This is a genomic window from Sphingomonas echinoides (assembly GCF_029623395.1).
Taxonomy (GTDB): domain Bacteria; phylum Pseudomonadota; class Alphaproteobacteria; order Sphingomonadales; family Sphingomonadaceae; genus Sphingomonas; species Sphingomonas echinoides_A.
The window spans coordinates 13,816-27,554 of sequence record NZ_JAPYKK010000029.1 but is presented as its reverse complement, the minus strand read 5'-3'; the positions used below and the strand labels follow the sequence as shown (position 1 = coordinate 27,554).

General features: G+C 67.2%; 13 protein-coding genes. 6 read left to right on the top strand and 7 right to left on the bottom strand.

Annotated features, from left to right (window positions below):
- Positions 1–318 precede the first annotated feature (318 nt).
- Positions 319–3,030, top strand: coding sequence for a glycoside hydrolase family 2 TIM barrel-domain containing protein (locus QBJ92_RS15400; protein ID WP_277970587.1), 2,712 nt, complete (start codon positions 319–321; stop codon positions 3,028–3,030).
- A 15-nt stretch (positions 3,031–3,045) separates the two neighbouring features.
- On the opposite strand, the gene QBJ92_RS15395 is transcribed toward QBJ92_RS15400, so the two are convergent.
- Genes QBJ92_RS15395 through QBJ92_RS15385 form a run of 3 tightly spaced genes read right to left on the bottom strand, consistent with a single transcriptional unit; the run spans position 3,046 to position 4,678 of the window.
- Positions 3,046–3,681, bottom strand: coding sequence for a heme exporter protein CcmB (locus QBJ92_RS15395; RefSeq protein ID WP_277970586.1), 636 nt, complete (start codon positions 3,679–3,681; stop codon positions 3,046–3,048).
- Entirely contained in the window at positions 3,675–4,211 is a 537-nt protein-coding gene (gene ccmA, locus QBJ92_RS15390; RefSeq protein WP_431358418.1) for a heme ABC exporter ATP-binding protein CcmA, read from the bottom strand. Before ccmA ends, QBJ92_RS15395 begins: the two co-directional genes overlap by 7 nt.
- 59 nt (positions 4,212–4,270) lie before the next feature.
- Complete coding sequence (locus tag QBJ92_RS15385; RefSeq protein ID WP_277970584.1) at positions 4,271–4,678, bottom strand: metallopeptidase family protein; 408 nt, start codon at positions 4,676–4,678, stop codon at positions 4,271–4,273.
- A gap of 50 nt (positions 4,679–4,728) precedes the next feature.
- Here QBJ92_RS15385 and QBJ92_RS15380 point away from each other — a divergent pair, with 50 nt between their 5' ends.
- Complete coding sequence (locus QBJ92_RS15380) at positions 4,729–5,022, top strand: 4a-hydroxytetrahydrobiopterin dehydratase (protein WP_277970583.1); 294 nt, start codon at positions 4,729–4,731, stop codon at positions 5,020–5,022.
- A gap of 99 nt (positions 5,023–5,121) precedes the next feature.
- Positions 5,122–6,780, top strand: coding sequence for an ATP-binding protein (locus QBJ92_RS15375; protein ID WP_277970582.1), 1,659 nt, complete (start codon positions 5,122–5,124; stop codon positions 6,778–6,780).
- Positions 6,781–6,915: 135 nt separating this feature from the next.
- Here QBJ92_RS15375 and QBJ92_RS15370 read toward each other — a convergent pair whose 3' ends face one another.
- From QBJ92_RS15370 to crtY, 4 genes are all read right to left on the bottom strand, one after another.
- Positions 6,916–7,860: a phytoene/squalene synthase family protein gene (locus QBJ92_RS15370; protein WP_277970581.1), complete on the bottom strand. Its 945-nt coding sequence runs from the start codon at positions 7,858–7,860 to the stop codon at positions 6,916–6,918.
- Positions 7,857–8,438: a TIGR00730 family Rossman fold protein gene (locus tag QBJ92_RS15365; protein WP_277970580.1), complete on the bottom strand. Its 582-nt coding sequence runs from the start codon at positions 8,436–8,438 to the stop codon at positions 7,857–7,859. Before QBJ92_RS15365 ends, QBJ92_RS15370 begins: the two co-directional genes overlap by 4 nt.
- Positions 8,439–8,616: 178 nt before the next feature.
- Positions 8,617–10,113, bottom strand: coding sequence for a phytoene desaturase (locus QBJ92_RS15360; RefSeq protein ID WP_277970579.1), 1,497 nt, complete (start codon positions 10,111–10,113; stop codon positions 8,617–8,619).
- On the bottom strand, positions 10,110–11,294 hold the full coding sequence (gene crtY, locus QBJ92_RS15355) for a lycopene beta-cyclase CrtY (protein WP_277970578.1): 1,185 nt from the start codon (positions 11,292–11,294) through the stop codon (positions 10,110–10,112). The genes QBJ92_RS15360 and crtY overlap by 4 nt, the downstream gene beginning before the upstream one ends.
- A gap of 164 nt (positions 11,295–11,458) precedes the next feature.
- On the opposite strand from crtY, the gene QBJ92_RS15350 reads away from it, so the two are divergent.
- The 3 genes from QBJ92_RS15350 (at position 11,459) to QBJ92_RS15340 (ending at position 13,607) form a co-directional block, all read left to right on the top strand.
- On the top strand, positions 11,459–12,262 hold the full coding sequence (locus tag QBJ92_RS15350; RefSeq protein ID WP_277970577.1) for a sterol desaturase family protein: 804 nt from the start codon (positions 11,459–11,461) through the stop codon (positions 12,260–12,262).
- On the top strand, positions 12,219–12,623 hold the full coding sequence (locus QBJ92_RS15345; RefSeq protein WP_277970576.1) for a DUF2141 domain-containing protein: 405 nt from the start codon (positions 12,219–12,221) through the stop codon (positions 12,621–12,623). The genes QBJ92_RS15350 and QBJ92_RS15345 overlap by 44 nt, the downstream gene beginning before the upstream one ends.
- Before the next feature lie 108 nt (positions 12,624–12,731).
- Positions 12,732–13,607, top strand: coding sequence for a MipA/OmpV family protein (locus QBJ92_RS15340; RefSeq protein WP_277970575.1), 876 nt, complete (start codon positions 12,732–12,734; stop codon positions 13,605–13,607).
- The last annotated feature ends 132 nt before the right edge of the window (positions 13,608–13,739 follow it).

The window sequence follows — 13,739 nt, the reverse complement described above, 5'->3', positions numbered from 1 at the left end:
TAGATTATAGGCGGTGGCCGAACCGGGGTGCCGGATTTGGTGGAAAATCCGTGGTGAACACCACCCCGCAGCGTCTTCACCGTCGCCGCGCCCGGCCCTTGTCCGTTTTTGGATTCGCCATGGTGACGAAGCCCCGCGCCGTTACACAGGCGCCGATCGCCGGCCGATAGGCGTGCGGTCATCCGCTCAAAACGCCATTTCAGAACGCGGTTGGTAAGGCCAAATTGCCCGACTGGTCGGACGACGTTGCCTGCGCAACGGAAAGCTGGTCAGGCCGATGCTGCGATGATATCGCTGTCGCAACAGGAGAGGGACACGATGATGACGGACCGTTACAAGCGGCTGATCGTCGCTGGCGCATTGGTACCGGGCATGTTCGGCACGGCCGCGCTGGCGCAGACATCCACGCCGGGCACCGCTGCCGCGCAAGCCACCACGGCGGAGGCTCGGGCAAGCCAGACGCTGGCAGAGGGTTGGCGCTTTCACCAGGGCGAGGTTTCCGGGGACGCAACCGCCGACGGCTTTGACGACGCCGGATGGGAGATCGTCAGCGTTCCGCACACGTGGAACCGGGTCGGCTTCTACCGTCCGGATCCGCAAAGCCACGTGCACCGCGCGGAAACGGTCAACAAGACGCAGGGCCTCGGCTGGTATCGGCAGCGCTTCGCGGTTCCGCCGGCGATGCGCGGCAAGCAGATCTGGCTGGAGTTCGATGCGGCGAGCCGGATCGCGAGCGTGTGGCTGAACGGCCGGAAGCTGGGCGACCATGCGGGCGGCTTCTCGCGGTTCCGGCTCGATGCGACCGCGGCACTGCGACCGGGTGCGGACAATCTGCTGGTCGTGCGGACCGACAACAGCGCCCCCGCGGGCAAGGACTCGACGACTGCGGACGTGTTGCCGCTGACCGGCGATTTCTTCGTCCACGGCGGCCTGTACCGTCCGGTGCGGCTGATCGCGGTCGATCCGATTCATCTCGACCTGGCCGATTCCGGCGGATCGGGCGTTCTGGCGACCACCACCAGCGCCAGCGCGGCCGAGGCGAAGATCGCCGTGCGCACGCGCATCGCCAATGCCGGGCGGCGCACGGGCGCGGTCCGCGTCGTCGCCAGCCTGATCGATGCCGACGGGCGCACCGCGACGTCGGCGCAGGCGTCGCTCGCGCTCGGCGCATCCGCCACGCAGGAGGCCGCGCTCACGCTCGCCGTCGCCACGCCGCACCGCTGGCAGGGGGTGGCGGATCCGTATCTGTACACGCTGTCAGTCGACGTGACCGATTCGCGCGGACGCCTGCTCGATCGGGTTCGGCAACCGTTCGGGATTCGCACGATCCGGATCGACCCCGCGCAGGGGCTGTTCCTCAACGACGTGCACGTGCCGCTGCACGGCGTCGGCTATCACCAGGATCACGAGGGCAAGGGCTGGGCGACCACCCCCGCCGATGTCGCCGCGGACGTGGCGATCATGCGCGAGATGGGCGTCAACGCGATCCGCCTGACACATTATCAGCATGGCCAGGCGATCCACGATCTGGCCGACTGCACCGGTCTGCTGGTGTGGGACGAGATCCCGCTGGTGTCCGCCTGGACCCGGCGCGGCGAGCTCGAGCCGCGTCCGGCGCTGGTCGCCAACGCCCGCCAGCAATTGCGCGAACTGATCCGCCAGAACGGCAATCATCCCTCGGTCGTCACCTGGGGAATCGCCAATGAGGTCGACTTCGGCAATTCCTTCCCGGCGTTCCTGACCGGCTTCGCGGATGGCCGGACCCCCGATCCGCTGCCCTTGCTCAGGACCTTGCAGGGCGATGCCCGCGCCGAGGACCCGAGCCGCCCGACCGCGCTGGCGACGTGTTGCGAAGGGCGGCTGTTCGATCAGGGGATCGCGATCCCGACGACTGCGGCGGTGGCCGACCTCGGCGGCGCGAACCGCTATTTCGGCTGGTATTTCGGCGTGCCGGGCGATCTTGGTCCGCATCTCGACCAACTCCACGCCAAACGCCCTGCGCAACCGCTCGCGGTGACCGAATATGGCGCTGGCGGCGCGACCAGCATCCACACCGACGACGTGCGCGGCGGCCCGATCGATTCGCGCGGCGTCCGCCAGCCCGAGGAATATGAGAGCCATATTCACGAGGACGCGTGGAAGACGCTCGCGGCGCGGCCGTATCTGTGGGGGACGTTCCTGTGGAATTCGTTCGACTTCGCCACGACGATCCGGGCCGAGGGCGATGCGCAGGACATCAACACCAAGGGCCTGGTCACTTACGATCGCGCGATCCGCAAGGACGCTTATTATTTCTACAAGGCGCAGTGGAGCGACACCCCGACCGTCCACATCAACGGGCGACGCTATGTCGATCGCGCGTACCCCGTCACCGACGTGCGCGTGTACAGCAATCTTGCCAGCACCGACCTGCTGCTCAACGGTCGGTCGCTCGGCGCGCGCAGCAATTGCCCGGACCGGATCTGCGTCTGGCCGGCCGTCGCGCTTGCGGTCGGGCGCAACGCGCTGGTCGCGCGCGGCGGGGGAATCGAGGACAGCGTCGCCTGGACGCTGGGGGCCGATGCCGCCGCCAGCGTGCGGATCGACGCGGGCGCGATCGTCGCCGCGCCCGCCTCGCGGCGGTTCGGGTCGGATGCGTTCTTCACCGGTGGCACGGCGGGTACGCTGACCAAGCCAGCCGATTACGGCAAGCCCGCGGTGGCGGCGGTGATCGCCGGCGCCACCGATCCCGCCGTCGCCGCGACCTACCGCGAAGGGCGCTTCGGCTATGCCATTCCGCTCGCCGATGGGCGCTATACCGTCACGCTGACCTTCGTCGAACCGGGGCTTGCGGCGGGCGCGCGGGTGTTCGACGTGACCGCCAACGGCAAGCCGATCGTCAAGGCGCTCGACATCGCGCGCAGTGCGGGTGGCCCGATCAAGGCGCTGGTGCGGCAGGGAACGGTGGTCGTGCGCGGCGGGATGCTCGATCTGGCGTTCGTGCCCGTCACGGGGGATGCGATCGTCTCCGCGATCGAAATCACGCGGTGACCGATCGGTCGGGGGTCACTCCATCCCGGCGCGCATTGCTGCGCCGGCGACGAACGGTGCCCCCGCGACCAGCAACAGCGCGACCGCCGCGAGCAGCTTGAGCGCGCCTGCGCCGCCGTCGATCGATCCTGCGCCGAAGATCAGCAACGGCACGGCGAGCGGCAGCATTACCAGCCCCGCGACCGATCCCGCCCCGCGCAACCCCGTCACCAGCGCCGACGTCGCGACCGCAAGCGCGGCAAGGCCGGGGGTGCCGATCAGCAGCCCGAGTTCCACCGTCCCCAGCGTCGCCGCGGGCAGGCCGAGCAACCCCGCCGCGATCACCGCCGCCAGCATCAGCGGCGGCCCGAACCCGAGCCAATGCGCGACGATCTTCGCCGCCGCCACCGCCGACAAGCTCACCCCGCGCACCGCCAGCTGATCGAGCACCCCGCTTTCGGTGTCGGGGCCGATCAGCCGTTCGACCGGCATCAACGCCGCGAGCACCGCCGCCGCCCAGATCACCCCGCCGCCGATCCGCGCGAGCAAAGCGGTGTCGGGGCCGACCGCGAACGGAAACAGGATCGTGACGAGCAGGAAGAAGGCGAGCGCATTGACGATCCCGCCGCTCGCCCAGCCGATCCGCAGATCGCGCAGGATCAGCGTCAGCATGGCAGCACGATCTTCTGTGCGTCCGGCAGGTCGAGCGGCATGTGCGTCGCGACCAGCGCGATCCCGCCGTCGGCGCGGTGCCGCGCGATCAGCCGTTCCAGCACCCCGACGCTCGCGACATCGAGCCCGTTCGCGGGCTCGTCGAGCAGCCAAAGGCTCGCACCGCTGGCGACGACTCGTGCCAGCGCGGCGCGGCGGCGCTGGCCGGTCGAGAGCAGGCGCACCGGCACTTCGGCGATCGTGGACAACGCCACCGCCGCCAGCGCATGCTCCGCCCGTTCCCGCGCGCGCGCAGGCGCGGCATCGAGCGATGCCCAGAAGGCGAGCGCATCGACCAGCCGTCGCGCCGGGTCGAGCGCATGCGCCTCCGCCATCAGCGCGCGCGTCGGCGGATGGCGGACGGTACCCGCGTCCGCGCGCAGCAACCCGGCTGCGATCCGGATCAGGCTCGATTTGCCCACGCCATTCGGCCCCGCGACCAGCCCCGCCGCGCCCGCGGGGAGCGAGAACGACAGGCCATCGAACAGCATCCGTCCACCGCGGACGCAGCGCACGTCCGAAAAGGCGAGCACGGGTGGGGCGTGTTCGCTCACTGGTCCTGAACCGTCGCTTCCAGCGCGTGCATGTCCGCGTCCGACAAACCGAAATGGTGGCCGATCTCGTGGATCGTCACATGTCGCACCAATTCGGTAAGCCCGACCCCGGTCGCGACCCATTCGTCGAGGATCGCGCGGCGGTACAGATGGATCCGGTCCGGCAGCGCCCCGCTTTCCATCGACGATTTCTCGCCAACTGGCCGACCGTGATAGAGCCCCGTCAGGTCGTACGGATCCTCGATCCCGAGCGCGTCCAGCGTCTCGTCGTCGGCGAACTCCTCGACCAGCAACACGACGTCGCCGAGATGCGCGCGGAATGCGGGCGGCAGGCCCGCGATCGTCGCGCGGGCGATCGCCTCGATCACGTCGGCCTCCGGTGGGAGTTGATCGGTCTGCTCCATGCGGTAAGCCTTACGGCGGCGGCGCGCGGTGCGCCAGCAGGAGAGTATGTGTGACGGTGGAGCCGCTCAACGACGAAGACCGGGCAGCAGCGCTCGATACGCTCGACGAATGGGATTATGACGAATCCCGCGACGCGATCACGCGGCGCTTCACCTTCGCCGATTTCAGCGAGGCGTTTGCGTTCATGACGCGGGTCGCCTTGCTGGCGGAGAAGGCGGACCATCATCCCGAATGGTCGAACGTGTGGAACCGCGTCGACATCGCGCTCACCACGCATGATGCGGGCGGGCTGTCGCACAAGGACATCGCGATGGCGGAGGCGATCGAGGCGGTCGCGGAATAGGGGGCGCCCCATCCCTGGGGCCGGCGCCGCCCGTCACGCAATCTTTACCCCTGGCGCGGCAAGATTGCGGGACTCGCGACTCCCAGGACGTTCCCGCTCATGACCGAAATCCTCCGCACCACGGCCTTCGCCGATGCCGCCCCGCTGGCGACGTCTACAAAAACCGGCACGGAAATCGGGATGGTGTTCGACATCGCCGGATCGAGCGGGATGGTCGTGCTCGACGCGGTGGCGCTGGAAGACCTCGGCCAGCACGCCGATCCGGTCGTCGCCAGCGCGGGCTCGGTCGGCAGCCAGATCAAGATGCGGGTCGGGTCCACCTGGCTGGTCGCCAACGTGCGCGCGCTCAAACTGCTCGACGGCCATGCCGACCGGATCGCCGCACAGATCGATTTCCTCGGTGAGGCCGACGAGGAGAAACTGACCGGCAAGATCTACAATTTCCGCCGCGGCGTGACGCGCTATCCCACGCCCGGTTGCCTCGCCTATCCCGTCTCGTCCGCCGACATGACGCAGATCTACGCCGCCGACGACCGCGCGCGGATCGAGATCGGCACGGTCTATCCGACTCGCGACGTGCGCGCGGCCTTGTATGTCGATGCGCTGCTCGGACGACATTTCGCACTGCTGGGCAGCACCGGTACCGGCAAGTCGACCGCGACCGCGCTGATCCTCCACCGGATCTGCGAGATGGCGCCGCACGGCCATGTCGTGATGATCGATCCGCACGGCGAATATGCCTCGGCCTTCCGCGAGAACGGCGCGATCTACGACGTGTCCAACCTGCAGATGCCATACTGGCTGATGAACTTCGACGAACATTGCGAGGTGTTCGTCACCAGTTCGGGGTCCGAGAAGCAGATCGACGCGGACATCCTTGCCAAATGCCTGTTGATGGCGCGCGCCAAGGGGCGGTTGGGGCAAGAAATCAGCAAGCTGACGGTCGATGCGCCGGTGCCGTATCTGCTGAGCGACCTGACCAACCTCGTCCAGCTCGAAATGGGCAAGATGGACCGCGCGGGCGACACTGCGCCGTACCTCCGGCTCAAGACCAAGATCGAGGAGATCAAGGCCGATCCGCGCTACGGCTTCATGTTCTCAGGCATGCTCGTCGCGGATACGATGGCGGCGTTCCTCCAGCGCGTGTTCCGCCTGCCGGGCGACGGCAAGCCGATCTCGATCATCGACGTGTCGGGCGTGCCGAGCGAAATCACGTCCGTGGTGGTGGCGGTGCTCAGCCGGATGGTGTTCGACTTCGCGATCTGGTCACGCGGTGAGCCCAAGCGCCCGATCCTGCTCGTCTGCGAGGAAGCGCATCGCTACATCCCCAATGGCGACAAGATCGATTCGAGCGTCGGGCGGATCCTCAGCCGGATCGCCAAGGAAGGCCGCAAATACGGCGTGTCGCTCGGCCTCGTCACGCAGCGGCCGTCGGATCTGGCGGAAGGCGTGCTGTCGCAGTGCGGGACGATCATCGCGATGCGGCTCAACAACGATCGCGACCAGGCGTTCGTCCGTGCCGCGATGCCCGAGGGCGCGCGCGGGTTCCTCGATTCGATCCCGGCTTTGCGCAACCGCGAATGCATCGTCTGCGGCGAGGGCGTTCCGGTGCCGGTGCGCGTGTCGTTCGATTCGCTCGAGGATTCGCGGCGGCCCGCGTCGGACGATCCGGTCTTCTCTGAACTGTGGTGCGAATCCGGCGGCGAGGAAGAGATGATCACCCGCACGCTGAAGAAGTGGCGCGCGCAGGCGCGGTAGGGCGTTTCTCCCGCGCCCCATCCCCCCATTCCGTTCGGGCTGAGCGAAGTCGAAGCCCTGCTCTCACCACGCACGTCGCTCGGCTTCGAGAGGTGCCCTTCGACTGCGCTCAGGGCGAACGGTGAGGGAAGCGCGTCAGCGTGGCCGGGTCCACAGCGTCGCATCCCGCTCCGTCGCCGGATAGAGCACCCGCCGCCGTCGCGCCTCGTCGAACGCGCGGCGGATGAACCCGAGCTTCGCCTGGCGCGACGTCGTCACCCGTGCATCCCACGCGCGCGGCCCGAGCGTCGCGACGCTCCGCCCGATCGCCCCGTAGATTCCCGCCGCCGCGAGTACCGCCCACGCCGAACGGAACGCGAGCGCAGGCGTGCCGTAGCGCGCGCTTTCCTCATACCGCGCGGCAAGCAGTCCCAAACGCTCGCCGAGCGACCCCAGCCGATCGCGATATTGCGGCGCGAGCAGCGCCTCCGCCGGAATGCCGAACTCGTCGAGCCAGTCCTGCGGCAGGTAACACCGCCCCGCACGCGCATCCTCCGCGACGTCGCGCGCGATGTTGGCGAGCTGAAACGCGAGGCCAAGATCGCACGCGCGATCGAGCGTGGCGTGATCGTCGGGGGACACCCCCATAGCGATCGCCATCATGCTGCCGACGACGCCCGCGACATGGTAGCAATAGCGATACAGATTCTGCTCGGTCTGCGGCCGCCACCCTTCGGCGTCGAGCGCGAACCCAGCGATCAGGTCGCGCGGAAGTGCCGGGGGCAGGGCGGTCTCGGCCGCGAACAGCCGCAACGCATCGAACGCCGGCTCGCCGACCGGGACGCCCGCCAAAGCCGCCTCGGTCTTGGCGGTCATCATCGCGAGCCGTTCGGGGCCGTCCGCCACGCCCGTCATATCATGACCGTGATCCTGCCCATCGGCGATGTCGTCGCACGCGCGGCACCACGCATAGAGCAGCCACGCGCGCTCGCGCACCTTCGGCGCGAACAGCGTACTAGCCGCGGCAAAGCTCTTGGAGCCGCGCGCGATCGACTGCTTGGCGGCCGCAACGGTCGCGGCGCGCGACGCGGGATCGTTCACAGGTCGCTGGCAAGCATCTTGGTGATCGTCTCGATCGGTTCGTGTGCCGCCATCTGCGCAAGCAACCCGTCGAGCGCGGTATCGATCAGCAGAATGCCCTGATGCTGCGGCCGCAGGAAGCCGACCTCGCCCATCTTGTGATAAAAGGCGATCAGGCCGTCATAATAACCGCTCACGTTGAGCAACCCGACCGGCTTCTCATGATAGCCGATCTGCGCCCAGCTCAGCGCTTCCCACAATTCGTCCATCGTGCCGGTGCCGCCGGGCAAGTTGACGAACCCGTCGGACAGGTCGGTAAACGCCTGTTTGCGCTGGTGCATCGTCGCGACGACGTGGAGTTCGGTGAGGCCGCGATGCGCGACCTCGGCGCTGACGAGCGCTTCGGGAATGATCCCGATCACTTCGCCGCCCGCTTCCAGAGCGCTGTCGGCCACCGCGCCCATCAGCCCGAGCTTGCCGCCGCCATACACGACGCCGATCCCGCGCTCGGCGAGCGTGCGGCCGACCTGGCGGGCGGATTCGATATAGACCGGATCAGCAGGGGTGGCGGATCCACAGTAAACAGCAAGGCGCTTCACAAGCCCCTCCCCTTCAGGGGAGGGGTTGGGCTGGGGCAGTACAGCAGAACATTGCTCTCTGCGAGGCACGCCCCACCCCCAACCCAGTGTAGGGTGAAGGATGCCCCGCATCCTTCAGGCCATGCCGGGGGCATGGCCGACCCGACACTCCCGAGGGGGAGGGGCTTTACGTCAAAAGTCATCGTTCACTCTCCAGCATCAACGCCGCGGTCGCCTTGGCACTCCCCACCACGCCGGGAATCCCCGCGCCCGGATGCGTGCCTGCGCCCACGAAATACAGATTGGGAATATGGTCGTCGCGATTGTGCACCCGGAACCACGCGCTCTGCGTCAGCAACGGCTCGAGCGAGAAGGCGCTTCCCAGATGCGCATTCAGATCCGCCGCAAAGTCGTTCGGCGCGTAATGGAACTTGGTCACGATCCGCTCGTGGATATCCGGGATCAGCCGCCGCCCCACTTCATCGAGGATGCGCTTCTCGAGGATCGGGCCGATCTCCTTCCAGTCGACCGGGAACTTGCCAAGGTGCGGCACCGGCGCGAGCACATAGAAGGTCGAATGCCCCTCGGGCGCGAGCGACGGATCGGTTACGGTCGGATGGTGGAGATACAGCGAGAAATCCTCGGGCAGCACGCCGTGGTCGTAGATATCCGCGAGCAGCCCCTGATAGCGCGGCCCGAACAGGATCATATGGTGCGGGATGCCCGGCCACGTCCCCTTGATCCCGAAATGCACGACGAACAGCGACGGCGAGTATTTCTTGCGTTCCAGCCCGGTCTTGGTCCGCTGCGCACTCCGCGACGACTTCAGCAGGTCGCGGTAGCTGTGCATCACGTCGCTGTTGCACGCGACCATGTCCGCATCCGCATGCCAGCCGCTCGCGGTGGTGACGCCGGTCGCGCGGTCGCCCATCGTCGCGATGTCGATCGCCGGATCGTTCAGCCGCAACACGCCGCCCAATCGCTCGAAATGGCGGACCATGCCCGCGATCAGCTGGTTGGTCCCGCCCATCGCGAACCAGACGCCGCCGTCCTTCTCGAGCTTGTGGATCAGCGCATAGATCGCGCTGGTGTTCATCGGGTTGCCGCCGACCAGCAGCGTGTGGAACGACAGCGCCTGCCGGAGATGCTCGTCCTTCACGTAAGACGACACGATCGAATAGACCGACCGCCACGCCTGATACTTCGCCAGCGCAGGCGCCGCCTTGATCATCGAGGCGAAGTCGAGGAACGCGACATGGCCGAGCTTGCGATAGCCCTCCTCATACACACCCGCGGCATATTCCAGGAACTTGGCGTAGCCCGCGACGTCTTCGGGGTTGAGCTTGGCGATCTCGGCGTTGAGCGCGGGGGCATCGTTTGAATAATCGAAATTGACGCCGTCGGGCCAGTTGAGCCGGTAGAACGGCGTCACCGGCGCAAGCGTCACGTCGTCCGCCATGTCGCGCCCGGTCAGCGCCCAGAGTTCCTGCAGGCACGGCGGATCGGTGATCACGGTCGGCCCGGCGTCGAAGATGAAGCCGTCCTTCTCCCACACGTACGCCCGCCCACCCGGCTTGTCGCGCGCCTCGACGATCGTCGTCTCGACCCCCGCCGACTGCAGCCGGATCGCGAGCGCGAGCCCGCCGAACCCCGCGCCGATGACGATAGCAGTCCGGGCGGGCGGCGTGGTGCTCATGCCGACGGCTCCGTCCGCGCGGCGGGCAACAGGCCGATCGCCTGTAAGGCGCGGCCGATCGGCACCGGCGGCTTGCCGGTCAGGATCCGGGCCTTGTCCATCATCGTCGATTGTCCTGCATAGAAGCGCCGCACCAATTGCGAGTCGAGCCGGTAGAAGCGTTCGAGCACACGGTAGCGTTCCTCGGGCTCGGCCGCGCGGAACAGCATCTTGTCGATCATACGATAGAAGCCGCGCTGCTGCCACGTCGCGCGTGCGAACCCATAAGTCAGGTCGCGCAAGCCCGCGCCCGACAGGTCGCGAGTCCGCGCGATCAGCGATGCGGTCCGCACCGCGTCGGGCAGCGAATAGCCCGTCGTCGGGTGGAACAGCCCGGCGCGCATCCCGGCCTTGGCCGAATCCTGCCCGGTCGAGCGCCAATACCCCTCGAAATCGCCCCCCATCGTCACCGGCAGCACGCCCGCTTCCTCGCGGATCAGACGATCGACCTGCCAGCCGCGCGTGGCGACATAGGCGTCGACCCGGTCGCTCAGCACTGCGCGGTCGAGATCGGGGGTATCGCTGTAATAGGTATCCTCGACGAACATCCGCGTCGCGGCGAACGGCAGGCAATAGACGAAGCGATAGCCGTCGCGTTGCGGCACGCGCGCATCCATCACCATCGGGCGTGGATCGTCATGCGGCTCTGCCAGCTCGAACTCGCGCCCGACGAACTTCTGCCAGCCGCAATCGAGCTGCCCCAGATCGCCCGCCCCACGCGCATCGATCACGCCCTTCGCCTCGATCCGGTCGCCGTCGGCGAACTCCACGGTGATCGCGCTGACGCTGTGCACCGGGCGGCCCAGCATCAGCGCCGCCTCGGGCAGCGCCGCGCGGACCAGCGTATCCAGCCGGTCCGACTCGATCGAATAATACGGCGCGGTGATGTGGCGCTCGTGCGCGGGGAACATGACGTCGTAGCTGCGCCAGCCATAACTGATCAGCGGCGCGACGATCCAGCGGTCCGCTTCATCGACGTCGCTCGCGAAGAACGACCACAAATGATTCCCGCCGACCGTGTCGGCCGCATCGACCAGCCGGACGTCGAGCGCGGGATGCCGCCGCTTGAGCGCAAGCGCGATCAATCCGCCCGCGAGGCCGGCACCGACGATCGCGACGTCGCAGTGGAATGTGGTCGCCATGAATCAGCGGGTAACCGATCCTGTACGGCACGCAAGCGGCGATCTTCCGTGATGGAACAGTCACGTCCTGCGGTATTTGGAGGCGTCACGGTCGTCCGGGGGCAAATCGCGACCGCACGATCTTGCGCTAGGTCGATCGCGGCGTGGCGGCTATAGCGGCCGTCATGTCGATCGCTCTTGCCATCCTCGCGTCCGCGCTGGTCATGTCGTTGATCGTCGCGGTCCGCTATCTCATCGTGTCGGGCGCGTTCGCGGCGGCGACGCGGGTGCGCTATCCCGGCCTGTATCGCGGCATGAACCCGCAAATCCGGCGCGAGATCTGGTGGAGCATCGTCTCCGCCGCAATCTACGGCATTCCCGCGGGCGTGATCGCCTGGGGCTGGCAGAACCACGGCTGGACTTTGGTCTATCAGGACGTCCACGCCTATCCGCTGTGGTATCTCCCCGTCTCGGTATTGCTCTACCTCGTCGCGCACGACACCTGGTTCTACTGGACGCATCGCTGGATGCACCAGCCGCGCGCGTTCAAGCTCGCGCATGCGCTCCACCACGACAGCCGCCCGCCGACCGCCTGGGCGGCGATGGCGTTTCATCCGATCGAGGCGATCAGCGGCGCTGTGATAATTCCGCTACTGGTCTTCGCGATTCCGATCCACGTCGGCGCACTCGGCTTGGTGCTCACGGTGATGACGGTTATGGGCGTCACCAATCACATGGGGTGGGAAATGTTTCCCGCGTTCATGTGGCGAGGTCCATTGGGGGCGTGGCTCATTACCGCGAGCCATCATCAGCGACACCATGAACTGTACCGAGGGAATTATGGTCTCTACTTCCGTTTCTGGGACCGGGTCTGCGGCACCGACCGCGGCGTCGGGAATTTCACGCGCGAACATGCCAAGGCTGGCGTCGATCGCGGCCGCGGGCATGGTGGTGCTCCTGGCCTTGCCGGGCGCGGTGGGGACCAGTGAGCTCGCCGTCGACGTTTCGAACCTGCGCTCGGCCAAGGGGATGGTGCGCGTCTGCCTGACCGCGGACCCCGACAATTTCCCCGCCTGCGTCGACGATGCCCGGGCAACGACGCGTTCGATCCCCGCAAACATGACCAGCATCCACTTCGACGGGCTTCCGTACGGAAATTATGCCGTCGCGGTGATCCATGACGAGAACGACAACCACAAACTCGACACGTTCGCCGGAATTCCCCGCGAGGGCTTCGGTTTTTCGCGCAATCCGTCGGTGACCTTCGGTCCGCCGCGCTTCGCTGCCGCGCGCTTCACGCTGTCGAGTGATGCAGATCGGCAACAGGTCCGGATGCGATATCTGCTCTGACCCCGACGGCACGGAAACAATCCCACTGCATCGCGTTACGCGCCCGACACAATCCGCGTTTCGTACCCGATTATCGTCTTGCCCCTTCCTGAATTGCCGGAGCCGCCCGTGACCCATCGTTCCATCTTTGCCGCCGCAACCGTCCTGTTGCTCGCCTCCGCCGCACCCGCGCTCGCGCAGCAGGCGGTGCCGGCGCCCGCCGACAACAACCAGATTGCGGACGAGTTCGACAAGGACACGGTCACCGTCGGTGTCGGCGCGGCGTATCTGCCGGATTACGACGGCTCGAACGACTATCGCGTCGTTCCGGCGCCGGTCGTGATCGGTTCGGTCAAGGGCTTCAACTTCTCGGTCATCGGCAACCGCGCCAGCCTCGATCTTGCCCGCAACCAGCCTGGCCAGCGCTGGGACATCCAGTTCGGCCCGATCGGCGTGGTCAATTTCGACCGCCAGAGCCCGAAGAACATCGACGACCTGCGCGTCCGCGCGCTCGGCAAGATCGATACCGCGATCGAACTCGGCGGCTATATCGGCCTCGGCAAGACCGGCGTCATCACCAGCCCGTATGACAAGCTGTCGGTGTCGATCAGCATGCGCCACGACGTCAACAACGTCCACAAGTCGAGCATCCTGCAGCCGTCGATCAACTATCTGACCCCGCTCAGCCGCAAGGCGGCGGTCGCGCTGTTCGGCACCGCGCAATATGTCGAGAGCGGCTATGGCGCGACCTACTTCAGCATCACCCCAGCGCAGAGCCTCGCCAGCGGGCTTCCGACCTACAGCACCGGCAAGGGCTGGAAGAACTATTCGGTCGGCGGTCTCGCGACCTATTCGCTGACCGGCGACTTGCTCCATGGCTTCAAGCTCGTCGCGGGCGGCACCTATTCGCGCATGCTCGGCAGCTTCGCGGACGCGCCGATCGTGCGGATCGCGGGCTCGCGTAACCAGTGGGTCGGCGCGGCCGGCGTCGCCTACACCTTCTAAGCCAACGATCCCCGCAGCGACTCCTCCGGCGCGACGAACCGTCGCGCCGGAGCGCCATTCCCGGCTTGCGTCGCGCGCCGCACGGTGCCACGCAAGCCCGAACGCTTGGCGTGTTTCCAGGATGAAGGCTTC